Annotated in this window: 25 protein-coding genes, 1 tRNA gene and 1 other RNA gene; 18 read left to right on the top strand and 9 right to left on the bottom strand. The window is 71.0% G+C overall.

Translation table 11 applies throughout. The annotated features are described in order from the left end of the window. Positions 1-54: 54 nt before the first annotated feature. From argS to scpB, 5 genes are all read left to right on the top strand, one after another. The gene (gene argS, locus GE300_RS09220; protein ID WP_154446271.1) at positions 55-1797 is read left to right on the top strand and encodes an arginine--tRNA ligase; all 1743 of its coding nucleotides are present in this window, start codon (positions 55-57) and stop codon (positions 1795-1797) included. A 69-nt stretch (positions 1798-1866) separates the two neighbouring features. Then, positions 1867-2760, top strand: a complete 894-nt coding sequence (locus GE300_RS09225; RefSeq protein WP_154446272.1) for an SPOR domain-containing protein — start codon at positions 1867-1869, stop codon at positions 2758-2760. 1 nt (position 2761) lies between these two features. After that, positions 2762-3781 carry a glycoside hydrolase family 3 N-terminal domain-containing protein gene (locus GE300_RS09230; RefSeq protein WP_325063172.1) on the top strand — a complete coding sequence of 340 codons (1020 nt, stop codon included), beginning with the start codon at positions 2762-2764 and terminating at the stop codon, positions 3779-3781. Next, positions 3774-4562 (top strand): segregation and condensation protein A, encoded by a 789-nt coding sequence (locus tag GE300_RS09235; protein ID WP_154446273.1) that lies wholly within the window; start codon positions 3774-3776, stop codon positions 4560-4562. Before GE300_RS09230 ends, GE300_RS09235 begins: the two co-directional genes overlap by 8 nt. Further along, positions 4559-5239 carry an SMC-Scp complex subunit ScpB gene (gene scpB / locus GE300_RS09240; RefSeq protein WP_154446274.1) on the top strand — a complete coding sequence of 227 codons (681 nt, stop codon included), beginning with the start codon at positions 4559-4561 and terminating at the stop codon, positions 5237-5239. The genes GE300_RS09235 and scpB overlap by 4 nt, the downstream gene beginning before the upstream one ends. Before the next feature lie 17 nt (positions 5240-5256). Here scpB and GE300_RS09245 read toward each other — a convergent pair whose 3' ends face one another. The 8 genes from GE300_RS09245 to GE300_RS09280 all read right to left on the bottom strand — a co-directional run bounded on the left by GE300_RS09245 (position 5257) and on the right by GE300_RS09280 (position 10841). Beyond that, the gene (locus tag GE300_RS09245) at positions 5257-6348 is read right to left on the bottom strand and encodes a 2'-deoxycytidine 5'-triphosphate deaminase (protein WP_154446275.1); all 1092 of its coding nucleotides are present in this window, start codon (positions 6346-6348) and stop codon (positions 5257-5259) included. A gap of 67 nt (positions 6349-6415) precedes the next feature. Beyond that, positions 6416-6492 (bottom strand) — tRNA-Pro (locus GE300_RS09250). A 44-nt stretch (positions 6493-6536) separates the two neighbouring features. After that, on the bottom strand, positions 6537-7394 hold the full coding sequence (locus GE300_RS22945) for a MerR family transcriptional regulator (protein WP_325063173.1): 858 nt from the start codon (positions 7392-7394) through the stop codon (positions 6537-6539). 18 nt (positions 7395-7412) lie between these two features. Beyond that, positions 7413-7715: an integration host factor subunit alpha gene (ihfA, locus tag GE300_RS09260; RefSeq protein WP_154446276.1), complete on the bottom strand. Its 303-nt coding sequence runs from the start codon at positions 7713-7715 to the stop codon at positions 7413-7415. Positions 7716-7820: 105 nt separating this feature from the next. Continuing rightward, entirely contained in the window at positions 7821-8798 is a 978-nt protein-coding gene (locus GE300_RS09265) for a beta-ketoacyl-ACP synthase III (protein ID WP_154446336.1), read from the bottom strand. Positions 8799-8800: 2 nt separating this feature from the next. Continuing rightward, positions 8801-9895 (bottom strand): phosphate acyltransferase PlsX, encoded by a 1095-nt coding sequence (plsX, locus tag GE300_RS09270; RefSeq protein WP_154446277.1) that lies wholly within the window; start codon positions 9893-9895, stop codon positions 8801-8803. 18 nt (positions 9896-9913) lie between these two features. Next, a complete protein-coding gene (gene rpmF / locus GE300_RS09275; RefSeq protein ID WP_154446278.1) occupies positions 9914-10120 on the bottom strand; it encodes a 50S ribosomal protein L32 in 207 nt (68 codons plus the stop codon). A 148-nt stretch (positions 10121-10268) separates the two neighbouring features. Next, positions 10269-10841 (bottom strand): YceD family protein, encoded by a 573-nt coding sequence (locus tag GE300_RS09280; RefSeq protein WP_154446279.1) that lies wholly within the window; start codon positions 10839-10841, stop codon positions 10269-10271. Positions 10842-10934: 93 nt separating this feature from the next. On the opposite strand from GE300_RS09280, the gene GE300_RS09285 reads away from it, so the two are divergent. The 13 genes from GE300_RS09285 (at position 10935) to GE300_RS09345 (ending at position 23299) form a co-directional block, all read left to right on the top strand. Further along, positions 10935-11384, top strand: coding sequence for an outer membrane protein assembly factor BamE (locus GE300_RS09285; RefSeq protein WP_154446280.1), 450 nt, complete (start codon positions 10935-10937; stop codon positions 11382-11384). 21 nt (positions 11385-11405) lie between these two features. Beyond that, the gene (locus GE300_RS09290) at positions 11406-12098 is read left to right on the top strand and encodes an N-acetylmuramoyl-L-alanine amidase (protein ID WP_154446337.1); all 693 of its coding nucleotides are present in this window, start codon (positions 11406-11408) and stop codon (positions 12096-12098) included. Between the two features lie 31 nt (positions 12099-12129). After that, positions 12130-12504, top strand: an RNA gene (rnpB, locus tag GE300_RS09295) — RNase P RNA component class A. Between the two features lie 554 nt (positions 12505-13058). Further along, complete coding sequence (mraZ, locus tag GE300_RS09300; RefSeq protein WP_325063174.1) at positions 13059-13562, top strand: division/cell wall cluster transcriptional repressor MraZ; 504 nt, start codon at positions 13059-13061, stop codon at positions 13560-13562. A 19-nt stretch (positions 13563-13581) separates the two neighbouring features. Further along, positions 13582-14586, top strand: a complete 1005-nt coding sequence (rsmH, locus tag GE300_RS09305; protein WP_154446281.1) for a 16S rRNA (cytosine(1402)-N(4))-methyltransferase RsmH — start codon at positions 13582-13584, stop codon at positions 14584-14586. After that, on the top strand, positions 14583-14912 hold the full coding sequence (gene ftsL, locus GE300_RS09310; RefSeq protein ID WP_154446282.1) for a cell division protein FtsL: 330 nt from the start codon (positions 14583-14585) through the stop codon (positions 14910-14912). Before rsmH ends, ftsL begins: the two co-directional genes overlap by 4 nt. After that, positions 14909-16699, top strand: coding sequence for a peptidoglycan D,D-transpeptidase FtsI family protein (locus GE300_RS09315; RefSeq protein ID WP_325063175.1), 1791 nt, complete (start codon positions 14909-14911; stop codon positions 16697-16699). Before ftsL ends, GE300_RS09315 begins: the two co-directional genes overlap by 4 nt. Before the next feature lie 58 nt (positions 16700-16757). After that, a complete protein-coding gene (locus tag GE300_RS09320) occupies positions 16758-18224 on the top strand; it encodes a UDP-N-acetylmuramoyl-L-alanyl-D-glutamate--2,6-diaminopimelate ligase (protein WP_154446339.1) in 1467 nt (488 codons plus the stop codon). Continuing rightward, a complete protein-coding gene (locus tag GE300_RS09325) occupies positions 18221-19669 on the top strand; it encodes a UDP-N-acetylmuramoyl-tripeptide--D-alanyl-D-alanine ligase (protein ID WP_154446283.1) in 1449 nt (482 codons plus the stop codon). Before GE300_RS09320 ends, GE300_RS09325 begins: the two co-directional genes overlap by 4 nt. After that, on the top strand, positions 19670-20755 hold the full coding sequence (gene mraY / locus GE300_RS09330; RefSeq protein WP_154446284.1) for a phospho-N-acetylmuramoyl-pentapeptide-transferase: 1086 nt from the start codon (positions 19670-19672) through the stop codon (positions 20753-20755). After that, positions 20752-21411, top strand: a complete 660-nt coding sequence (locus tag GE300_RS09335) for an SDR family NAD(P)-dependent oxidoreductase (RefSeq protein ID WP_154446285.1) — start codon at positions 20752-20754, stop codon at positions 21409-21411. Before mraY ends, GE300_RS09335 begins: the two co-directional genes overlap by 4 nt. A 14-nt stretch (positions 21412-21425) precedes the next feature. Then, entirely contained in the window at positions 21426-22832 is a 1407-nt protein-coding gene (murD, locus tag GE300_RS09340; protein ID WP_154446286.1) for a UDP-N-acetylmuramoyl-L-alanine--D-glutamate ligase, read from the top strand. Then, positions 22829-23299: a GFA family protein gene (locus GE300_RS09345; protein ID WP_325063176.1), complete on the top strand. Its 471-nt coding sequence runs from the start codon at positions 22829-22831 to the stop codon at positions 23297-23299. The genes murD and GE300_RS09345 overlap by 4 nt, the downstream gene beginning before the upstream one ends. Here GE300_RS09345 and GE300_RS09350 read toward each other — a convergent pair. After that, entirely contained in the window at positions 23291-23746 is a 456-nt protein-coding gene (locus tag GE300_RS09350; RefSeq protein WP_325063177.1) for a tellurite resistance TerB family protein, read from the bottom strand. The genes GE300_RS09345 and GE300_RS09350 overlap by 9 nt on opposite strands. Positions 23747-23763: the final 17 nt, after the last annotated feature.

The raw sequence follows: 23763 nt of genomic DNA on the forward strand, positions 1-23763 counted from the left end.
GCGCCGCCGCCGCTGTGCTAGGTCGCGCACCGCAGCATTGACCGGAATCCTGACATGAACCTCTTCGCCGAGATCCGCACCGCCGTTATCGCCGCCCTGAACGCGATGGTCGCCGCAGGCCGCCTGCCCGAGGGGCTGGACCTGGGCAATGTCGCCGTCGAGCCGCCGCGCGACCCGGCGCACGGCGACATGGCGACGAACGCGGCGATGGTGCTGGCCAGGCCGGCGAGGATGAAGCCGCGCGACATCGCCGAGGCGCTGGCCGGGGCGCTGGCCGAGGATCCGCGCATCGCCGAAGCGACGGTCGCCGGGCCCGGGTTCCTGAACTTGCGGCTGCAGCCGGCGCTGTGGCAGGCGGTGGCGCCGGCGGCGATCCGGGCGGGCGCGGATTTCGGCCGCTCGGACATGGGCACCGGCGTGAAGGTGAACGTGGAATACGTCTCGGCCAACCCGACCGGCCCGCTGCACGTCGGCCACACGCGCGGCGCGGTGTTCGGCGACGCGCTGGCCGGGCTGCTGGATTTCGCCGGCTACGACGTGACCCGCGAATACTACATCAACGACGGCGGCGGCCAGGTCGACACGCTCGCCCGGTCGGTCTACCTGCGCTACCTCGAGGCGCACGGCCACGAGGTGGAGTTTCCCGACGGCACCTATCCCGGCGACTACCTGGTGCCGGTGGGCGCGGCGCTGAAGGCGAAGGTCGGCGACGCCTATCTGGACCGGGGCGAGGACGTCTGGCTGGCCGAGATCCGCGAATTCGCCACCGACGCGATGATGGAGCTGATCCGCGCCGACCTGGCCGCGCTGGGCGTGCGCATGGACGTGTTCTTCAGCGAGAAGTCGCTGTACGGCACCGGCCGGATCGAGGCCGCGCTGAAGGCGCTTGAGGACAGGGGGCTGCTGTACGTCGGCGTGCTGGAGCCGCCGAAGGGCAAGCTGCCCGACGACTGGGAGGCGCGCGAGCAGACGCTGTTCCGCTCGACCGAGCATGGCGACGACACCGACCGGCCGGTGCGGAAGTCCGACGGCAGCTGGACCTATTTCGCCCCCGACATCGCCTATCACTACGACAAGGTCACGCGCGGCTTCGACCAGCTGATCGACGTGTTCGGCGCCGACCACGGCGGCTATGTCAAGCGGATGAAGGCGGCCGTGTCCGCCCTGTCGGACGGAAGGGTGCCGCTGGACATCAAGCTGACCCAGCTGGTGCGGCTGATGAAGGGCGGGCAGGAATTCAAGATGTCCAAGCGGGCGGGGACCTTCGTCACCCTGCGCGACGTGATCGACCAGGTCGGGCCCGACGTGACCCGTTTCGTGATGCTGACCCGGAAGAACGACGCGACGCTGGACTTCGACTTCGACAAGGCGACCGAGCAGTCCAGGGACAACCCGGTGTTCTATGTGCAGTACGCGCATGCGCGGGTGTGCTCGGCACTGCGCCGCGCGGCCGAGGCGGGTTTCGCCACCGACGACGCCGCGCTGGCCGACGCCCCGGTCAGGGATCTGGCCGATCCGGACGAGCTGGCGCTGCTGAAGAAGCTGGGCGAATGGCCGCGCCAGGTCGAAGGCGCGGCGCAGGCGCACGAGCCGCACCGGATCGCCTTCTACCTGTACGATCTGGCCAGCGCCTATCATGCGTTGCAGCATCGTGGTAAGCTCGACCCGGACTTGCGTTTTGTCCGTGCCGACGTACCCGAGGTAACGAGGGCCCGGCTTGCCATGATTCGCGCGACTGCCGTTGTTATCGCGGCAGGGTTGGGTATTCTTGGCGTCACACCGGTCGAAGACATGTAAAATGTACATTTTGGTGTTGGGCAAATCGCTACCCCCATATACAGTGGGGCGAGGCAGAGGCGAGCAGGAATGCAAGACGCGTATTACGACGAATTCGCCGAGGAGGGTGAACCGCAGGGCCTGAGACGGGTCCTGTTCCTGTATTTCAAGTGGGGCGGCGCGGTGCTGTCGCTGATGGTGCTCGGGCTGCTGGTCCTGTGGGCCTACCGCCTGGGCGTGCGCGACGCGAACGAGATCCCGGTCATCCAGGCGATGGAGCGCCCGGCACGGATCCTGCCCGAGGATCCGGGCGGCGAGGAGGTCGCCCACCAGGGGCTCGAGGTGAACGAGATCCTGGCCGGCAACGAGGCGCAGCGGCCGGGCGGTGCCAGCCTGGCCCCGGCGGTGCTGTCGCTGGACCGCGGCGACGACCCGGCGCCGGCCGCCGACGCCGATGCGCAGGCCGCCGACGCCGGCACGGGCGAGGCCGACGGCGATCCGGTCGCCGAAACCATCCTTTCGCTGCTGACCGCCGAGAACAGCGAGGCCGCGCCGGGCCAGGAGGCCGAGGCCGACGGTATTTCCGCGGCCGACGGTCGCGGCCGCCCGCGGCCGCGGGTCCGCCCCGAGACGCTGGGCCTCGACACCGCGCGCGCCCGCATCACCGCCCCGCGCGAGCAGACCCGCAGCGCCGCGCTGGCCGCGGCGCCGGTCGATCCCGAGAACCTGGCCGCCGGCACCCGGCTGGTGCAGCTGGGCGCGTTCGACACGCCCGAGCAGGCGCAGGCGCAGTGGAACCGTCTGCTGGGCGGGCATTCCGACCTGCTTGGCTCGAAACAATACTATGTGCAGCGCGCCGAATCGAACGGCCGGGTCTATTTCCGGCTGCGGGCGCTGGGCTTCGAAGGCGGCGCCAGCCAGCGCGCGCTGTGCGAGGCGCTGGTGGCGCGCGCGCTGGAATGCATCCCGGTGACGGTGCGCTGAAGTGAGCGCCCGCGCCGCGATCCTCGGCTGCTCGGGGCCGGTCCTGACCCGCGCGGAAGCCCGTTTCTTCGCCAGCTCCGACCCCTGGGGCTTCATCCTGTTCGCCCGCAACGTCGAGACCCCGGCGCAGGTCCGTGCGCTGGTCCGCGACCTGCGCGGCGCGGTCGGCCGCGAGGCGCCGGTGCTGATCGACCAGGAAGGCGGCCGCGTGGCGCGGCTGACGCCGCCGCACTGGACCGGCTGGGACAATGCCGAAAGCTTTCTGGCCCGCTTTGCCGGCCCGCGCGAGCGCGTGGCGGCGATGCGGCTGCGCTACCACGTGATCGGTACCGAGCTGGCGTTGCTGGGGATCGACGTGAACTGCGCCCCGATGGTCGACATCGCGCGGCCCGAAACGCACGTGGCGATTCGCCAGCGGCTGTACGGCGCCGCGCCGGACGCGGTGGCGACGCTGGGCCGCGCGGTGGCCGACGGGCTGGCGGCGGGCGGCGTGCTGCCGGTGCTCAAGCACGTTCCCGGCCACGGCCGGACGCCGCTCGACAGCCATCTGTCGCTGCCGGTGGTCGACGCCCCCCGAGACCTGCTGGAGGCAGAGGATTTCGCGCCGTTCCGCGCCCTTGCCGACCTGCCGCTGGGGATGACCGCGCACATCGTCTATGCCGCGCTCGACGCCGAACGCCCGGCGACGACCTCGCCGGCGGTGCTGGCCGCGATCCGCGCGGACATCGGCTTCCGCGGCGCGCTGATGTCTGACGATCTGTCGATGGGCGCGCTCAGCGGCACGCTGGACGCGCGCGCGGCGGCGGCGATCGCCGCTGGCTGCGATCTGGCACTGCACTGCAACGGCGATGCCGACGAGATGCGCGCGGTGATGGGCGCGGCGCCGCGCCTTGCCGGCGCCGCGCTGGCCCGGACCGACGCGGCGTTGGCCGCCCGCGCCGCGCTGCAGCCGGTGCCGATCGACGTGCCGGCGGCGCTGCAGCAGATCGACGATCTGGCCAGGGGAGTGCCCGTTGCCTGACGATTTCGCACCTGAATTCGATACCGCGCAGCGCCTGGCCGCCGAGGCGCTGGTGGTCGATGTCGACGGCTACGAGGGGCCGCTGGATCTGCTGCTGACGCTGTCGCGCACGCAGAAGGTGGACCTGCGCCGGATCTCGGTTCTGGCGCTGGCCGAGCAGTACCTGCGTTTCGTCGACGCCGCCAAGCGGCTGCGGATCGAACTGGCCGCCGACTACCTGGTGATGGCGGCGTGGCTGGCGTTCCTGAAGTCGCGGCTGCTGCTGCCGCCCGACCCGACCGAGGACGGCCCCTCGGGCGAGGAGCTGGCCGCGCACCTGGCGTTCCAGCTGGAGCGGCTGGAGGCGATGCGCCGCGCCGCCGCGCAGCTTATGGGCCGCGACCGGCTGGGCCGCGACATGTTCGCGCGCGGCGAGCCGCAGGCCACCAGCGAGCGGCGCAAGATCACCTATGAGGCGACGCTGCTGGAACTGATGAAGGCCTATGCCCGGATCAAGACCCGCGACGATTTCCAGCCGTTCCACCTGAACCGCGGCCCGGTCTACACCATGGAGCAGGCGCTGGAGCGGATGCGCGCGCTGGTCGGCGCCGCCGTCGAGTGGCGCGACATCGCCAGCTTCCTGCCCGAGGGCTGGCAGGTGAACCCGAAGAAGCGCCGTTCGGCCATGGCCGCGACCTTCGCCGCCTCGCTGGAACTGGCCAAGCGCGGCCGGGTCGAGCTGCGGCAGGAAAGCGCGTTCGCGCCGATCACCCTGCGCGCGCGCCCGGACGCCACGGAATGAACGACGAGACCGGGGAGAAGTCCGCGGGCGGCGTCGGCACACTGTTCGAGGCGCCGCCGCTGGCCGAGCAGGAGCGCATGGTCGAGGCGATCCTGTTCGCCGCGCAGAAGCCGCAGACACTGCGCGAGATCGCCGCCCGGATGCCGCACGGCTCGGACCCGGGCGCGGCGGTCGAGCAGCTGCGCAGGCGCTACGACGGGCGCGGCGTGCGGCTGGTAAAGATCGGCGACGCGGTCGCGTTCCGCACCGCCCCCGACCTCGGTTTCCTGATGAGCCGCGAGGTCGAGGAGACCCGCAAGCTGTCGCGCGCCGCGATCGAGACGCTGGCGATCATCGCCTACCACCAGCCCGTCACCCGCGCCGAGATCGAGGAGATCCGCGGCGTTTCGGTGTCGCGCGGTACCATCGATCTGTTGCTGGAGCTGGACTGGATCCGGCTCGGCCGGCGCCGCCAGACCCCGGGGCGGCCGGTGACCTTCACGGTGACGCCCGCGTTCCTGGACCATTTCGGGCTGGAAAGCGCCAAGGACCTGCCGGGGATCAAGGAACTGCGCGAGGCCGGGTTGCTGGACAACCGGCCGATGCCGGGCAGCCTGGGCGCGCGCGGCGACGGCGACGGCGACGAGACGGACGCGGGCGACGAAGGCGACGAGGAACAGGACGACATGTTCGACTGAACCGGCCGGGGCGGGCGCTAGGCGGTCCGGAAGTGCTTGGACAGCTTCAGACCCTGGCCCTGGTAGTTCGACTTCAGGTCCGCGCCGTAAAGCCGCCCGGGGCGCTCGGACATCCGCTCGTAGACCAGCCGGCCGACGATCTGGCCGTGCTCCAGCGCGAACGGCGCCTCGTGGCAGCGCACTTCCAGCACCCCGCGAGAGCCGTGGCCGCCGGCGGCGGCATGGCCGAATCCGGGATCGAAGAAGCCGGCATAATGCACCCGGAACTCGCCCACCATGGCCAGATAGGGCGCCATCTCGGCGGCGCAGTCCGGCGGCACGTGCACCGACTCGCGGCTGACCAGGATGTAGAACGCGCCGGGGTCGAGGATGATCCGCCCGTCGCGGGCGTGCACCGGCTCCCAGAAATCGTCGATCGCGTAGTGGTTCAGCCTGTCCAGGTCGATCAGGCCGGTGTGCGGCTTGGCGCGGTAGCCGACGATGCCGCCGTCGCGCTGGCGCAGGTCGACCGAGAACCCGAGCCCGTTGTCGATGTGCGCCGGCCCGTCCACCAGCTGGTTGCGGGCGTGCAGTTCGCGCAGCGCGGCGTCGTCCAGCTCGGCCCGGCCGCGGCGGAAACGGATCTGGTTCAGCCGCATCCCCGGCCGCGCCAGCACCGAGAAGCTGCGCGGCGAGACCTCGGCGTAGAGCGGCCCGTCGTAGCCGGCGTCGATCCGGTCGAACTCGGTGCCGCGGTCGGTGATCAGCCGGGTGAACAGGTCCAGCCGTCCGGTCGAGGACTTGGCGTTCGCCACCGCCGTCACGTCGTCCGGCAGCGACAGCCGCTCCATCAGCGGCACCAGGTAGACGCAGCCCTTCTCCAGCACCGCGCCGGGGCCGAGGTCGATCTCGTGCATGGCGAACTGGTCGAGCCGGTCGGCCAGCGTCGCCTCGGCCCCCGGCAGGAACGAGGCGCGCACCCGCCAGGCGCGGGCGCCGAGCCGCAGGTCGAGGCTGGCGGGCTGGATCTGGTCGGCAGCCGGGGCGCGGTCGAGGCCGATCGCGCCGCTGTCGATCATCGCCGCGATCTGGCGGTCGGCCAGCACCCCCTGGCCGGTCGGGTCGGTCATCGGCGGCCCCGCGGTTCGGTTGCGAAAAGGGCGCCGGAGCGATGTGCTCCGGCGCCCTGGAATGAGGTGGTCGGGCTAGCGAGATTCGAACTCACGACCTTTCGTCCCCCAGACGAACGCGCTACCAGACTGCGCTATAGCCCGACGAGCCGCTGTTATACCCGCCTGAGCCGTGGCTGCAAGACGCATCAGCGCAGGGTCGCGGCCATTTTTTCGCGCAGCGCCTCGAGCTTTCCGAGGATCCGCCGCAGTTCCTCGGTGCGCGCGGCGCGGGCCGGATCGGGCGGGAACGGGCGGCGGTCGCGCTTCTCGGCGTGGCTGAACAGGTCGACCTGGGTGTCGCCGCGCGGCTGCCGGCCCGGACCCGGCAGCGCCGCGTCGGGAAAGCTGCGCATCGGCGGCGCGTCGGGGCGGGACGGGGCGGCGGGCTGGGCGGCGGGCTGGGCGGTTTCAGGCGTATCCTGCGCGCCGGGCTCGTCCGGCACGTCCCGCGGCGCGGCGTCGTCCGGCACGTCGTCGTCCGGCACGTCGTCATCCGGCCCGAGCACCGCGAACGGCGCTTCGGGCGCCTCCGGTCGGCCGGCCGCGGGCGGTTCGGGCTGATCCATGCTGTCATCCTCGGGCTCGGCCCAGAAGGGCGCTTCGGGCACCGGCTCGGGGCGGGTGTCGTCCGGCTCGGGCACGAATTCGGGCACGAACTCGGCGGCGGGCGCGGCGGCAGGGCGGCGCAGCGGCGGGTCCTGCGGGGCATGGATCGGGTCGCGCTGCGGCTCCAGCCGGCCCAGTTCGGTGACGTGCTTGACGCCGCGCTCGCGCAGGATCTTCTGCACGCCCTTGATCGTCATGCCGTCGTGGTAGAGCAGGTCGCGGATGCCGCGCAGCAGGTCGATGTCCAGCGGGCGGTAATAGCGGCGGCCGCCGCCGCGCTTCACCGGCTTGATCTGGGTGAAGCGGCTTTCCCAGAAGCGCAGCACGTGCGCCGGGATCTCGAGGATCTCGGCGACCTCGCTGATCGTGCGAAAGGCATCGGGAGATTTGCGAACCACCTTCTATGGGTCCGGGCGTCAGCGCTTGTTGCCCGCGTCCACCCGTTCCTTCATCAGGTGCGAGGGACGGAAGGTCAGCACCCGGCGGGGCGAGATCGGCACTTCCTCTCCGGTCTTGGGATTGCGGCCCATGCGCGCCGACTTGGTGCGGACGTTGAAGGTGCCGAAGGACGAGATCTTCACGCTCTCGCCGCCCGCAAGCGCGTCCGAGATGTGCCGGAGCACGGACTCCACCAGTTCGGCGGACTCGTTGCGGGACAGACCCACCTCGCGAAATACCGCTTCGGCCAGATCCATCCGCGTAAGGGTGGATTCGCTCATCATCGCGCTCCCGATTTCAGCCCGGTGCGCGCGACGTTAGTTGGATTCGCAAAAGCGAGTCAATATCAGGGGGTTGGCTGGCCAAATTCAGGCGGGGATCGAAAGCTACCAGCGAAGTGTCGCCGCACCCCATGTCAATCCGCCGCCGATCGCCTCCATCAGCAGCAGATCGCCCTTGCGGAACCGGCCCTGGCTGTTCGCCACCGACAGCGCCAGCGGGATCGAAGCCGCGGAAGTATTGCCGTGATCCTGCACGGTTACGACGATCTTTTCCATCGGCAGGCCGATCTTTCCGGCGGTCGCCTTGATGATCCGCAGGTTGGCCTGGTGCGGCACCACCCAGTCGACGTCGTCGACCTCCAGCCCGGCGCTTTCCAGCGCCTCCTCGCCGGCGGCGGCCAGCTTGGAAACGGCGTGCTTGAACACCTCGCGGCCCTGCATCACCAGCTGGCCGGCGGTGCCGGTGGTCGAGACGCCGCCGTCGACGTAGAGCAGGTCGTTGTAGCGCCCGTCCGAACGCAGGACGGTGGACAGGACGCCGCGGTCGGCGGAGCTGCCGTCGCCGTCCGCGCCCTCGAGAATCAGCGCGCCGGCGCCGTCGCCGAACAGCACGCAGGTGGTGCGGTCTTCCCAGTTCAGGATCCGGCTGAAGGTCTCGGCGCCGATCACCATCACCCGGTTGGCTTGGCCGGAGCCGATCATCGCGCTGGCGTTCGACAGCGCGAACACGAAGCCGGCGCACACCGCGTGCACGTCGTAGGCAAAGCCTTCGCCCATCTCCAGCGCCGCCTGGACGCGGGTCGCGGTCGACGGGAAGGTCTGGTCGGGGGTGGCGGTGGCCAGCACCAGTGCGTCGATGTCGCTGCCCTGCAGCCCGGCATCGTCCAGCGCCATCCGCGCAGCGGCGATCGCCAGATCCGAGGTCTTCTCGCCCTCGGCCGCGAAATGCCGGCGCTCGATGCCGGAGCGGCTCCGGATCCATTCGTCCGAGGTGTCGACGAACTTTTCGAATTCCGCATTCTCGACGACGCGCGCAGGCAGGTAATGCCCGCACCCGACGGCTACCGCGCGCCTCACGCCCATGCTCAACTGGCCTCTGCTTCTTTTCGTTTGGTGTCAGTCTGGGCGGGGCCGGCCCCGGATGCAACTCTGCGCGCCAGTTTTTCCGCGAAACCGTTCTGCGCCAGGATGAAGGCCAGCTTGATCGCCGCCGAGAGGCCGGTCGCGTCAGCCGAGCCGTGCGACTTGACCACGGTGCCGTTCAGACCCAGGAAGACACCGCCGTTCACCCGGCGCGGGTCGATGCGCTTGGACAGCCGCCGCAGCGAGGTCAGCGCGAACAGCGCGCCGATGCGGCTGAGCGGCGTGAACCGGAATGCCTCTTTCAGCAGATCGCGGACCTGCATCGCGGTGCCCTCGGCGGTTTTCAGCGCGACGTTGCCGGTGAAGCCGTCGGTGACGATCAGATCGACGCCTTCGCCGCCGATGTCCGATCCCTCGACATAGCCGACGTACTCGAAATCGCTGCCCGGCGCCGCGGCCTCGATCAGCTGCGCCGCCTCGTGCAGTTCGGGGCGGCCCTTGTGCTCCTCGGTGCCGACGTTCAGCAGGCCGACACGCGGCCGCTTCAGCTGCAGGCCGTTGCGGACATAGGCCGCGCCCATGATCGCGTAGTTCAGCAGGTCGCGGGCGTCGGCGCGGATGTCCGCGCCCACGTCCAGCACGACGTTGTAGCCCGAGGGGTTGCGCGACGGCCACATCACCGCGATGGCGGGACGGTCGACGCCGGGCGCCTTGCGCAGCGCCAGCATCGACAGCGCCATCAGCGCGCCGGTGTTGCCGCAGCTGACCGCGACTGCGGCCTCGCCCTTGGCGACGCTCTCCAGCGCGTTCCACATGCTGGTGCCCTTGCCGCGGCGCAGCACGCGCGAGGGCTTGTCCTCCATCGAGACGGTCTTCTCGACGTGGCGGACTTCCGTGCGCTCGCGCAGCGCCGGCTGGCGTTGCAGCAGCGGGGCGAGATGGGGTTCCGGGCCGTGCAGGATGAAGCGGATGTCGGGGTTCTTGCGCGCCGACTTCTCCATCCCGCCGATGACCGCCGATAGCCCCCGTTCACCGCCCATCGCATCGATGGATATGACCGTGGAGCGGTCGCTGGTATCGGGGGTGCTGGCTGTCATGCGCTGGGCCGTTCCGGCTTACGCGGCGTCTTCGTCCAGGTCGATCTCGTCAACCATCGCCACGACTTCCCGGTCGGCGTAGTGGCCGCAGGACGGGCAGACGTGGTGCGGACGCTTCAGCTCGCCGCAGTTGCTGCATTCGTTCGGGTTCGCGCCGGTCAGCGCATCGTGCGAACGGCGCATGCCGCGCTTGGACCGCGTGATCTTACTCTTAGGAACAGCCATCTGTTCAACCTCTGGGTCTTTGGGCTTCGCCTGCTGCCGGGGAACGCCACGGCCGGGACAAACCCCGAGAGCCGCCGCGAACAACCGGCGGTGTCCGGAAGCGCGGACCATAACCGGATTCATCTGCGCTGCAAGGGAAAAGTTGGCCTCAGCCGTCGCTGTCGTCCAATTTCCGCTTCAGCGCCTGCAGCGCGGCGAACGGTTTCGGGTCCGGCTCCAGCGGGGCGGCGCCGGGCGGACGCGCCTCGACCGCGGCCGGGCCTGCGCCGCGGGCGCGCGGGTAGGGCGGCAGCGCCAGCGCCAGTTCCTCGACCGCAAGCGCGCCGAGGTCGAGCGTCTCGGGCAGCGGCTCCAGCTCGTCCGGCGCGTCCGGGTCCAGTGCGATGTCGCGCGCGTCCGCGTCCAGCCCGGCGACATAGTCGCGGCGCACCGGGGCGTCGATCCGCGCCGGCACCGGCTGCAGCGTGGCGACGCAGGTCTGGGTGAGGCTGGCGCCGACGGTGCCGCGGAAGGTCCAGCCGCCACCGGCGGCGGCCTCCAGCCGGCCGGTCAGGCGCAGTTTGGAAACGGCCTGCAGATCCAGCAGGCGCGCGACGCGCGCGCATTCCCCGGCGGTCGCGGCCTCGTCGATCTGGTGCGGTCTTGCGCGCGACAGCCGGGCCAGCCGCAGCGGGCGGCTGAACTCGGCGGCGGGCGCCGGCGGGGGACGGTCCGTTGCCATGACATTCTCCTTGCCTCGTGCTCGCTTGAAATTAGGGGGGCCGCGGGGTACGGGACAAGGGGGCGCAACGAAGAGGGCAACGTGCCGGACAGAATGACCAGGGTGATAGCGCGGGTGGCGATGGTGCTCGGTGTGCTGATTCTTGCCGGTTGCTCGCCTACGGTGACGGTGCACGGCTATGTGCCGAGCGAGGCGGAGATCGCCTCGATCGAGCCCGGCATCGACACCATCGCCTCGATCGAGGAGCGGCTCGGCCGCCCGGCCAGCACCGCGCTGGTGTCGGCGGACGAGTGGTACTATGTGCAGACGACGATGAAGCAGCTGGCCTACAACCCGCCCGAGATCACCGACCGGGTGGTGCTGGCGGTCGCCTTCGATCGCGACGGCGTGGTGCGCGACGTCAGCCGGTACGGGCTGAACGACGGCCAGGAGGTGCCGCTGTCGGCGCGGATCACCGAATCCGGCGGCCAGCGCCGCAATGTGCTGCTGGCGGTGTTCGGCGGCCTGCTGAACTTCGATGCGAGCGATTTCCTCAACCGCTGAGACGGTGGTGCGCTCGTGCAGATGATCGACGCCCCGTCCCCGAACCACGGCGCGCGGCGCGACGGGTTGCGGCCGTCGCTGGTGGTGCTGCACTACACCGCGATGGCGACCGCCGAGGCCGCGCTGGCGCGTCTGCGGGCGCCCGAGCACGAGGTGTCGGCGCATTACCTGATCGGGGCAGACGGCCGGGTCTGGCGGCTGGTTGACGAGGATCGCCGCGCCTGGCACGCCGGCGCCGGCGCCTGGGGCGGGGCCGGCGACGTCAATTCGCGCAGCATCGGCATCGAGCTGGACAACCGCGGCGACCATCCCTTCGCCGCGCCGCAGATCGCCGCGCTCGAGTCGCTGCTGGCGGGGGTTCTGGCCCGGCACGGCATCGGACCGGCCGGGGTGATCGGCCATGCCGATCTGGCCCCGGAGCGGAAATCCGATCCGGGGCCGCGCTTCGACTGGCGGCGGCTGGCGCGGCGGGGTCTTGCGGTCTGGCCCCGGGTCGGTGCGCCGGATGTCGGCGACGCCTCGGAGTGGCCGGATCGCTTCGCCCGCGCCGCGGCCCGGTTCGGCTATCCGGCGGACAGCCCGCGGCTGCTGCCGGCGGTGCGCGCCCGGTTCCGGCCCCGGGCGCACGGCGCGGCCGCCGGACCGGACGGCTGGGACGTGGCGCTGATCGAGGATCTCGCCCGGCGGCACCCGTTTCCCGGCGCTCTTTCTTGACCCCGCCTCGGGGGGTGCGTACATGCCCCCTGCGGATGGCCGGATGGCCGCGGGCTTCGTGCCCGAGGAAAGTCCGGACTCCACGGAGGAACGGCGCCGGGTAACGCCCGGCCGGCGCAAGCCGAGGGACAGCGCCACAGAGAACAGTCCGCCCCGGCCTGTCCGGGGCAAGGGTGAAACGGTGGGGTAAGAGCCCACCGCGGGCCTGGCAACAGGTCCGGCACGGCAAGCCCCGCCGGGAGCAAGGCCAAATAGGGATCGCGTGCGGCGCAAGCCGCAGGGGCGCCTCCGCCCCGAGCAGGTCCGGGTTGGCTGCCCGAGCCGGTCCGCAAGGGCCGGCCCAGACGAATGGCCATCGGGACGCGCAAGCGTCTTACAGAATCCGGCTTACAGGCCATCCGCATCCATCGATTCCCATCCCGCCCCCGCACAAAGGGGCGGGATGCCCCGTTTTCCCCGTCCTGCCTGTGGATAACCGGGTGGATAAACCGTTGGCGGCATGGGGATTGCGCCGCTCTTCGGGTTTTCATGGGACAGGATGGGACGGGGCCGTTCGTCCAGCCTGCGGCATATCTGGTGTCTGTTTGCTTCCAGTGCGCTTTATGTTGGGTTTTCGCAGAACAGATATGCAATTCATGAGATGTGTTGACATGAGATTCTCCATGCGGGACCATGTTGTGAGTAATTTTCCCATTGATTTGCATGTATTCCCACGTTATACCATGTGACAGGGAAGGATGCGGTACATCCCACAAGGGACGCCAAGTCCCGAACAAGAAAAAAGACGAGCAGGCTTCATACAGGCCCGCATTCTTCCCCCAAGAACCAAGGCGCCTGGCGTAAGGCACTCGGCGGACACAGCGGCACGCAGACGGGCGCGGCCACCAGGGCAAGAGAAGCGACCCGTGCTGACAACGCACGGGTCGTTTTCGTTTCCGGCGCGCCGGGCAGGAGAGAAACGTGGCACGACGTTTCAGGGGCGAAAGCGTCCACAAGGTGGACAGCAAGGGCCGGGTGTCGATCCCGGCCCCGTTCCGGCGCGTGCTGGAAGATGGCGATCCCGACTGGGTGTCGGGCGCGCAGCCGAACCTGGTGCTGGTCTACGGGCTGCGCGGCCGCCCGTGCCTCGAGGGCTATTCGCTGAAGGGCATCGAGGAGGTCGACGACATGATCTCGGCGCTGCCGCGCTATTCGCCCGAGCGCGAGGCGCTGGAGCGCATGATCAACACCCAGTCGATCTACGCCCAGGTCGACGAGAACGGCCGCATGGTGCTGCCCGCGAAGCTGCGCGAGCGGATCGGCGTCAAGGCCGAAGCGACCTTCGCCGGCATGGGCGACAAGTTCCAGATCTGGGAGCCGTCGGCCTACGAGGACGACATGAACCGCATCGGCGACTGGCTGGGCGACAAGGATCAGGAGCAGGACATCTTCGCACTGCTCGACCGTGCCCGGCTGAACGCATGACCGGGCAGGGGGCGGAACCATGACGCTCGACCCGCACATCCCCGTCCTGCTGGACCCGATCCTGACGCGTGCCGCGCCGATCCGCGGCACCTGGCTCGACGGCACCTTCGGCGCCGGCGGCTATACCCGCGCCCTGCTCGAAGCCGGTGCCGGGCGGGTGATCGCCGTCGACCGCGATCCCAGCGTGCTGGCCGAGGCGCGGGACTGGGCCGGGGACTACGGTGACCGCCTGGTGCTGGTCGAGGGCAATTTCCAGGATCTCGACCGGGTCGCGGCCGACACCGGCGCGCTGCCGCTGGACGGCGTGGTGCTGGACGTCGGCGTCAGTTCGATGCAGCTCGACCGCTCGGAGCGGGGTTTCTCGTTCATGCAGGACGGACCGCTGGACATGCGCATGGCGCAGACCGGCACCACCGCCGCCGACCTGGTGAACACCCTGCCCGAGCGCGAACTGGCCGACGTGCTGTTCCAGTATGGCGAGGAACGCGCCGCGCGCCGCATCGCGCGGGCGATCGTCGCCGACCGCAAGGCGCAGCCGTTCACCCGCACCCGGCAGCTGGCCGGGATGATCGAGCGGATCCTTCCGCGCCCGCGCCCGGGCCAGCCGCACCCGGCGACACGTACCTTCCAGGCGCTGCGCATCGCCGTCAACGACGAGTTGGGCGCACTGGCCCGCGGCCTGCTGGCGGCCGAGCGCGCGCTGGCCGAGGGCGGCATCCTGGCGGTGGTGACCTTCCATTCGCTCGAGGATCGGATCGTGAAGCGTTTCCTGCGGGCCCGCTCGGGTCAGGCCGAGGGCGGCTCGCGCCACATGCCCGCGGCGGCGCCGGCCGAGGCGGCGCGCTTCAAGTTGCTGACGCGCAAGGCGGTGGCGCCCGAGGAGGGCGAGACGCACGCCAACCCGCGCGCGCGCTCGGCCAAGCTGAGGATGGCGGCGCGCACCGCGGCGCCGGCGGGCCGCATCGGTCTGGATCAACTGGGCCTGCCACCCCTGGGACTGACACGCATGGAGGAGAAGGGATGAGAACGCTGCTCTATCTTGCCGCGAGCGCCCTTGTCGTGGCCTTCGCCGCCTGGGCGTACCAGGTGAATTACAGCACCCAGGACGCGGTGCAGCGGGTCGCCGACCTGCGTGCGCAGATCGCCGCCGAGCGCGAGGCGATCGCCATGTTCAGCGCCGAATGGGCCTACCTGAACCGGCCCGACCGGCTGCGCGCGCTGGCCGAGATGTATTTCCCGGAGCTGGGGCTGATGCCGATGACCGCCGAGCATTTCGGCGATCCGGCGATGGTGCCCTATCCGCAGCCGCCGATCCCGCTGCTGGCCGCCAACACCGAGGCGCGGCCGTGACCCCGCGCCGGCCGCTGCGTCCGCTGGCGCGGGTGTTCTCGGCGCGCGCCCGGGGCGAGAACCCCGACGACATCGAGGCCGAGGAGCGCGCCGCCCGGCTGCGCGCCCGCCACCGCGCCGAGCGCCTGAAGGCCGAGCACCGGCTGCTTCTGCTGGCGGCGACCTTCGTGCTGGCGTTCGGCACGGTGGCCGCGCGGATGTCGGTGCTCGCCGCCTCGGACCCCGAGGAGCCACGGGTGACCGCGGCCGAGCAGCGCATCGTCGCGCAGCGCGCCGACATCGTCGATCGCAACGGCGCGATCCTCGCCACCAACCTGATGACCGCCTCGCTCTACGCCCAGCCGCACGAGATGGTGGACCGGGTCGCCGCCGCCGCGGGGCTGGCGCGGATCTTCCCCGACCTCGACGAGGCCGAGCTGCTGAAGCAGTTCTCGGGCAAGCGCAAGTTCCTCTGGGTCCAGCGCACGATGAGCCCCGAGCAGCAGCAGGCGGTTATGGACCTGGGCGAGCCGGGCCTGAAGTTCGGCCCGCGCGAGATGCGGCTTTACCCGAACGGCCGGCTGGCGGCGCACATCCTGGGCGGCTACGGCTTCGGGCGCGAGGGCGTGCACGCCGCCGAGGTGATCGGCTCGGCCGGCGTCGAGCGCGAGTTCGACGCTTTCCTGCGCGATCCGGCCAACGGCGGCCAGCCGCTGCGCCTGTCGATCGATCTGTCGGTGCAGGCGGCGGTCGAGCGGGTGCTGGCGGGCGGCATGCAGCTGATGAACGCCAAGGGCGCCGCGGCGGTGCTGATGGAGGCCCGCACCGGAAAGATCGTGGCCATGGCCTCGCTGCCCGATTTCGACCCGAACCAGCGTCCCTTGCCGCCAACGCAGGGCGATCCGTCGGATAGCCCGCTGTTCAACCGCGCCGCGCAAGGCGTCTACGAGCTGGGCTCGACGTTCAAGATATTCACCGTGGCGCAGGCGCTGGAGACCGGCATCGCCACCCCGGACACTATCGTCGACACCTCGGGGCCGCTGACCTGGGGCCGGTTCCGGATTCGCGACTTCCGCAACTACGGGCCGTTCCTGACGCTGAGCGACGTGATCGTCAAATCGTCCAACGTCGGCACCGCGCGGGTGGCGATGGAACTGGGCGCCGAGCGCCAGAAGGCGTTCCTGGGCAGCCTGGGCTTCTTCGAGCCGGTGCCGATCACGCTGCCCGAGGCGTCGAAGTCCAAGCCGCTGTTTCCGCCGCGCTGGTCCGAGATCTCGACCATGACCATCAGCTACGGCCACGGGCTGGCGGTGACGCCGCTGCATCTGGCCAGCGGCTACGCCTCGGTGGTGAACGGCGGCCTGCGCGTGCGTCCGACGCTGCTGGCGGACACGCCGGCGCCGACCGACGCTGACCGGGTGATCTCGACCGAAACCTCGCGCAAGATACGGCAGATGCTGCGCGCCGTGGTCGAGCGCGGCACCGCAACGATGGCGGACGTCGAAGGGTATCGCGTCGGCGGCAAGACCGGCACCGCGGACAAGCCCAAACGCACCGGCGGCTACTCCGAAAACAAGGTGATCTCGACCTTCGCGGCGGTGTTCCCGGCGGACGACCCGGAATACGTGCTGACCGTCAGCCTCGACGAACCCGAGGACCGCAGCGGGCGGGAGCCGCGCCGCACCGCCGGCTGGACCGCGGCGCCCGTCGCCGCCGAGGTGATCCGCCGCATCGCGCCATTGATGAACATGCGGCCGTTGCCTAAAGAGACGCCGGAGGATGCGCTGACCGTGCGCACCGGCAACTGAGGGAGCGGTCGGATTGACCAGCGATGGGAACAGGCCACAGGAGATTGCGGCCCTCGGACTGCTTGACGGCGATGCCCGCCGCGCCGGCGACTGGTCGCGCCAACGGCTGATCACCGGGCTGTCGGTGGACAGCCGTGACACGCTGCCCGGACACCTGTTCGCCGCGCTGCCCGGCACCAGGATGCACGGCGCCGCGTTCATCAGCTATGCGCTGCGCATGGGCGCGGTGGCGATCCTGACCGATCCGACCGGCCTGGCGCTCGCCGAGGCCGAGGGCCCGCTGCCGGTGCCGGTGATCGTCCACGACGATCCGCGGCTGGTGCTGGCCCGCGCCGCCGCCGCCTGGTTCGCGGCGCAGCCCGAGACGATGGTCGCGGTGACCGGCACCAACGGCAAGACCTCGGTCGCCAGCTTCACCCGGCAGATCTGGGAGGCGGCCGGGCATGCGGCGGTCAATCTCGGCACCGTCGGCGTCGAGGGCGCGGTCGCGCGTCCGCTGACCCACACCACGCCCGAGCCCACCATCCTGCACCGGCTGCTGGCCGACCTCGCCGCCGAGGGAATCACCCACGCCGCGATGGAGGCGTCGAGTCACGGTCTGGCGCAGCGTCGGCTGGACGGGGTCCGGCTGGCGGCGGCAGCCTATACCAACATCAGCCGCGATCATCTGGACTACCACCCGGACTTCGACGCCTATTTCTTCGCCAAGTGCGGGCTGTTCCAGCGCGTGCTGCCGGCGGACGGCACGGCGGTGGTGAACCTCGACGATCACATGGGCCCGGCGGTGGCGAAGATAGCCGCCGGTCGGGGCCAGAGCGTGCTCGGCGTCGGCCGGCGCGAGCAGGCGGCGCTGCGCCTGCTGGACCAGCGCTTCGATGCGACGGGCCAGGAGCTGCGTTTCTCCTGGCGGGGCGAGGCGCATCTGCGGCGGCTCGAACTGATCGGGGGCTTCCAGGGCGAGAACGCGCTGCTCGCCGCCGGGCTGGCGCTGGCCACCGGGATCGATCCGCACGCGGCCTTCGATGCGCTGCCGAAGCTGGTCGCGGTGCGCGGGCGGATGCAGCGGGCGGCGGTGCGCAGCAACGGCGCGGCGGTCTTCGTCGACTATGCGCACACGCCCGACGCGTTGCAGACCGCGTTGCGCGCCCTGCGCCCGCATGTCATGGGCCGGCTGCTGGTCGTGTTCGGCGCGGGGGGCGACCGCGACCCCGGCAAGCGCATCGTCATGGGCGCCGCGGCGCGCGAGAACGCCGACGTGGTCTATGTCACCGACGACAATCCGCGCTCGGAGGCTGCGGCCGCGATCCGCGCGCAGATCCTCAAGGGCGCGCCCGAGGCGAACGAGATCGGCGACCGCGCCGAGGCGATCCTGACCGCCGTCGACGCGCTTCAGGCCGGCGACACGCTGCTGATCGCCGGCAAGGGGCACGAGACCGGGCAGATCGTCGGCGACGACGTGCTGCCGTTCGACGATGCCGAGCAGGCCTCGATCGCCGTCGCGGCGCTGGAAGGCCGGCTGGCATGAGCGCGCTCTGGACCGCCGCCGAGGCCGCGCGGGCCACCGGCGGCCGCACCGCCGGCGCGTGGCAGGCGACCGGCGTGTCGATCGACACCCGCACGCTGGCGCCGGGCGATCTGTTCGTGGCGCTGGCCGCGCAGCGCGACGGCCACGAGTTCGTCGCCCGGGCGCTGGAGCTTGGCGCCGCCGCCGCGCTGGTCAGCCATGTGCCGGAGGGCGTGTCCGGGGACGCGCCGCTGCTGGTGGCGGACGACACGCTGGCCGCGCTGACCGCGCTGGGCGCGGTCGGGCGCGCGCGCACCCGCGCGCGGGTGGTCGCGGTGACCGGTTCGGTCGGCAAGACCTCGACCAAGGACATGCTGCGCACGGCGCTGGCCGCGCAGGCCCCGACCCACGCCGCGGACAAGAGCTACAACAACCACTGGGGCGTGCCGCTGACGCTGGCGCGGATGCCGCGCGACACCCGCTTCGCGGTGATCGAGATCGGCATGAACCGCCCGGGAGAGATCGCGCCGCTGGCGCGGCTGGCGCGGCCGCACGTCGGCATCGTCACCACCGTCGCCGCGGCGCACATGGAGTCGTTCGGCTCGCTTGACGAGATCGCCCGCGAGAAGGCCTCGCTGGCCGAGGGGCTGGTGCCCGGCGGGGTGATGATCCTGAACCGCGACACCGGGACCTATCCGGTTCAGCGCGGCGTGGTCGGCCGGCTGGGGGTGCGCTGTCTCAGCTTCGGCGGCTCTGCGCTGGCGCACTACCGGCTGAGCGACACCAACCTGACCGAGACCGCGGTGACCGCCCGCGCCGCGTGCATGGGCGCGCCGCAGATCTTCAAGCTGGCGCAGCCGGGGCGGCACCTGGCGATGAACGCGATGGCGGTGCTGGCGGCGGTGGACGCGCTGGGCGCGGACCGCGCCCGCGCCGCGCTGGCGCTGGCCGGCTGGTCCGCCCCCGAGGGCCGCGGCGCGCGCTGGATCATCGCGCTGGGCGGCGGCGGCATCGACGGGCACGTGCACCTGATCGACGAAAGCTACAACGCCAACCCGGCGGCGATGGCGGCGGCGTTCGAGGTCTTTGCCGTGACCCAGCCGCGCGACGGCCAGGGGCGGGTCGCGCGCGGCCGTCGCATCGCCCTGCTGGCCGACATGCTGGAGCTTGGCGCCGACGGGCCGGCGCTGCACGCGCAACTGGCGGCGCTGCCGGCGCTGGCGGCGGTCGACACGGTGCACTGTGCCGGGCCGCTGATGAAGCACCTGCATGCGGCATTGCCGCACAAGAAGCGCGGTCTGTGGTGCGCCGACAGCGCGGCGCTGGCCGCGCGCGTGCCGCGGCTGGTGGACGCCGGCGACGTGGTGATGTGCAAGGGCTCGAACGGCAGCCGGGTCGGGCTGCTGGTGCAGGCGATCAAGAAACTGGGCGATGCACGCCCGCTGGATGCGCAAGGAACCGAGTAGATGCTGTATTTCCTCAGCGGAGTTTCCGACGACGGCGGGTTGTTCAACCTGTTCAGCTACATCACCTTTCGTGCCGGCGGCGCGTTCCTGACGGCGCTGATCTTCGGGTTCATCTTCGGCCGGCCGCTGATCAACTTCCTGCGCCGCAAGCAGAAGCGCGGTCAGCCGATTCGCGAGGACGGCCCCGAGGGCCACATCCTGACCAAGGCCGGAACGCCGACGATGGGCGGTCTGCTGGTCCTGTCGGCGCTGCTGGTCTCGACGCTGCTGTGGGCGCGGCTCGACAATGGCTTTGTCTGGCTGATCCTGTTCGTCACCGCCGCCTTCGGGCTGATCGGCTTCGCCGACGACTATTCCAAGGTCACCAAGCAGGACGTGGCCGGCATCTCGGGGCGGGTGCGGCTGGCCATCGGCTTCGGCATCGCCGCGATCGCGGCGGGCTGGGCGATGTGGCTGCAGCCGGCCGGGCTAAGCGGCCAGCTGGCGTTCCCGGTGTTCAAGAACCTGCTGCTGAACCTGTCGTTCCTGTTCGTGCCCTTCGCGATGATCGTGATCGTCGGCGCCGCAAACGCGGTGAACATGACCGACGGCCTGGACGGCCTTGCGATCATGCCGGTGATGATCGCCGGCGGCAGTTTCGGCATCATCGCCTATGTCGTGGGCCGGACCGACTTCACCCAGTATCTGGACGTCCACTACGTCCCCGGCACCGGCGAGATCGCGATCTTCTCGGCGGCGCTGATCGGCGGGGGGCTGGGTTTTCTGTGGTACAACGCGCCGCCGGCGGCGGTGTTCATGGGCGACACCGGCAGCCTGGCGCTGGGCGGCGCGCTGGGCGCCATCGCGGTCGCGACCAAGCACGAGATCGTGCTGGCGATCATCGGCGGGCTGTTCGTGGTCGAGGCGCTGTCGGTGATCATCCAGGTGGCCTATTACAAGCGCACCAAGAAGCGGATCTTCCTGATGGCGCCGATCCATCATCATTTCGAGAAGAAGGGCTGGGGCGAGGCGCAGATCGTCATCCGGTTCTGGATCATCAGCGTGATCCTGGCGATGATCGGCCTTGCGACCCTGAAGCTGAGATGATCCGCAAGGCGCTGGTCACCGGCGGCAACCGCGGCATCGGCCGGGCGATCGCGGCGGGGCTGGCGGCGCAGGGGCTCGACGTGGTGATCGGCGCGCGGGATCCGCAGGCCGGGCAAGTGGCCGCCGATGCGCTTGGCGTCCGTGCCGTTCATCTGGACCTGACGCACATCGAAAGCGTGCGGGACGCCGTCGCGGCCGAGGGCGGCTTCGACATCGTGGTCAACAATGCCGGCGTGCTGGACGGCGGCGGGCTGCTGGCCGATCCGGGCCCGTACCAGACCGCGATGCAGGTCATGGTCCACGGCCCCTACCATCTGATCCGCGCCAATGTCGCGCACATGCGCGGGCAGGGCTGGGGCCGGATCGTCAATCTCTCGTCGGGCTGGGGCGCGTTCTCGGAAGGTCTGGACGGGCCGGGTGCCTACGCGGTCGCCAAGGCCTCGCTGAATGCGCTGACGCTGGCGCTCAGCCACGAATTGCCCGATACGATCAAGATCAACGCGATGTGCCCCGGATGGGTGCGCACGCGCATGGGCGGCCCCGGCGCAAGCCGGTCGCCGGAAGAGGGCGCAGACACTGCCGTCTGGCTGGCGACGCTGCCCGAGGACGGCCCCACCGGGGGCTTCTTCCGCGACCGCAAGCCGATCGCCTGGTAGGAAGGAAAAGCCGCATGATCCCGGTCAGGGGCTACGAGGGGCATCGCGTGGGCGTGCTGGGGCTGGGCCGCTCGGGGCTGGCGACGGCGCGGGCGCTGGCCGCCGGCGGCGCGGTGCCGGCCTGCTGGGACGACAGCGACGGCGCACGCGAGAAGGCCGCCGCCGAGGGGTTCGAGATCGCCGATCTGCGCCGCGACGCGGCGTGGGAGGGGATGGTCGCGCTGATCGTCTCGCCCGGCATCCCGCATCTCTACCCGGCGCCGCACCCGATCATCGAGCGGGCCTATCATCGCGGCGTCGCCGTCGACAACGACGTCGGCCTGTTCTTCCGATCCTGGGCAACGGACGACTGGCACGAGATGGACCCGACGCCGCGCGTGGTCTGCGTCACCGGCTCGAACGGCAAGTCCACCACCACCGCGCTGCTGCACCACTGCCTGACGGATGCCGGCCGCCCGACCCAGATGGGCGGCAACATCGGCCGCGGCGTGCTGGACCTGGACCCGGCCGCAGAGGCCGAGGTCGTGGTGCTGGAGCTGTCATCCTACCAGACCGAGCTGGCGCGCGCGCTGGCCCCGGACATCGCCATCTTCCTCAACCTGAGCCCCGACCACCTGGACCGGCACGGCGGCCCGGGCGGCTATTTCGCCGCCAAGCGCCGCCTGTTCGCCGAGGGCGGGCCCGAGCGCAGCGTGATCGGCGTCGACGGTCCCGAGGGGCGGCTGCTGGCCAACCAGATGCGCGAGGTGACCGGTTCCGGCGATCCGGTGATCCGCATCGCCAATTCGGTGCAGATCAAGGACGGCTGGTCGGTGTTCGCGCGCAAGGGCTTCCTGGCGGAATGGCGCGGCGGGCGGCAGATGGCCTCGGTCGACCTGCGCGACATTCCCGCGCTGCCCGGCGCGCACAACCACCAGAACGCCTGCGCCGCCTGGGCCGCGCTGCGTGCGCTGGGGCTGTCGCCGCGGCAGATCGAGAAGGGGCTGCGCAGCTATCCCGGTCTGGCCCACCGCAGCCAGGTGATCGCGACGCGCGACGGTGTCACCTTCGTCAACGACAGCAAGGCGACGAACGCCGACGCCGCCGAGAAGGCGCTGATGGCCTATGACAACATCCGCTGGATCGCCGGCGGCGTGCCCAAGGAGGGCGGCATCGAGCCGCTGCGCCCGCTGTTTGCGCGCGTCGCCAAGGCCTATCTGATCGGCCAGTGCGCGCCCGCCTTCGCCGCCACGCTGGGCGATACCCCGCACACCGACTGCGGCACACTCGACGCGGCGGTGACGGCGGCCGCCGCCGATGCGCGGCCGGGCGACACTGTGCTGCTGGCGCCCGCCGCCGCCAGCTTCGACCAGTACCCGAGTTTCGAGCACCGGGGCGATCATTTCATCGACCTCGTGCGCAAGCTCGGGGCCGGGCGGTGAACGGCCGCTGCACCTGCGGCGCGGTGCGCTTCCGGCTGACCGCGGCGCCGATGTTCGTGCACTGCTGCCACTGTAGCTGGTGCCAGCGCGAGACCGGTTCGGCCTTCGTGATCAACGCGCTGATCGAGGCGTCGCGGGTCCAGATCCTCGAGGGCCGGCCGGTCGAGGTGCCGGTCCCGTCCGCCAGCGGCAAGGGCCAGCGTATCAGCCGCTGCCCCGCCTGCCAGGTCGCGCTGTGGAGCGTCTATCCCGGCGCCGGTCCGGCGATCCGCTTCGTTCGCGTCGGCACGCTGGACGATCCGGGCGCGCTGCCGCCCGACATCCACATCTTCACCGCCGGCAAGCTGCCCTGGGTCAGCCTGCCCGAGGGTGTTCCGGCGGTCCCGGAATACTATTCCGCCCGCAAGTACTGGCCCGCCGCCAGCCGGGCGCGGTTCGCGGCGGCGCGGGGGCCGGAATCAGCCTGAAAGACGCTGCTGCGCGCGCTGTCGCGCCAGACCGCTGTCGACGTCGTTGATCCCCAGAAGCTTGACCACCAGCCGCAGGAAGGCGTTCTCGGCGTGGTCGCGATCGGCGTCGGCCAGCGCCACCTGCCACAGCGCCTCGACGATGGCGCCGCGCTCCTCGTAGGGCACGCCGTCCTTGATCGCCTTGGTCAGGTGCACGGTGTCGCCGGCCTCCTGCTCCAGCGCCTCGCCCTCGGCGCGCAGTTCGGCGGCCTGCGACTCGGTCAGGCCATAGCGGCTGATCAGGATGCGGTCGATGCGCGCCCGTTCGGCCGGGGCGTAGTCGTCGTCGATGCGCGCGCAACGCACCAGAAGCGCCGCCAGCGAGCGGCGGTAGTCGCCCTGCGGATCGGGCTGCGGGGCCTTGCCCAGAAGGCGGTTCATCAGATCGGCAAACATGCTGTGCATGTAGGGTCGCCGCCGCC

Origin of the sequence: Halovulum marinum (assembly GCF_009697225.1) — a bacterium.
Lineage (GTDB): Bacteria > Pseudomonadota > Alphaproteobacteria > Rhodobacterales > Rhodobacteraceae > Halovulum > Halovulum marinum.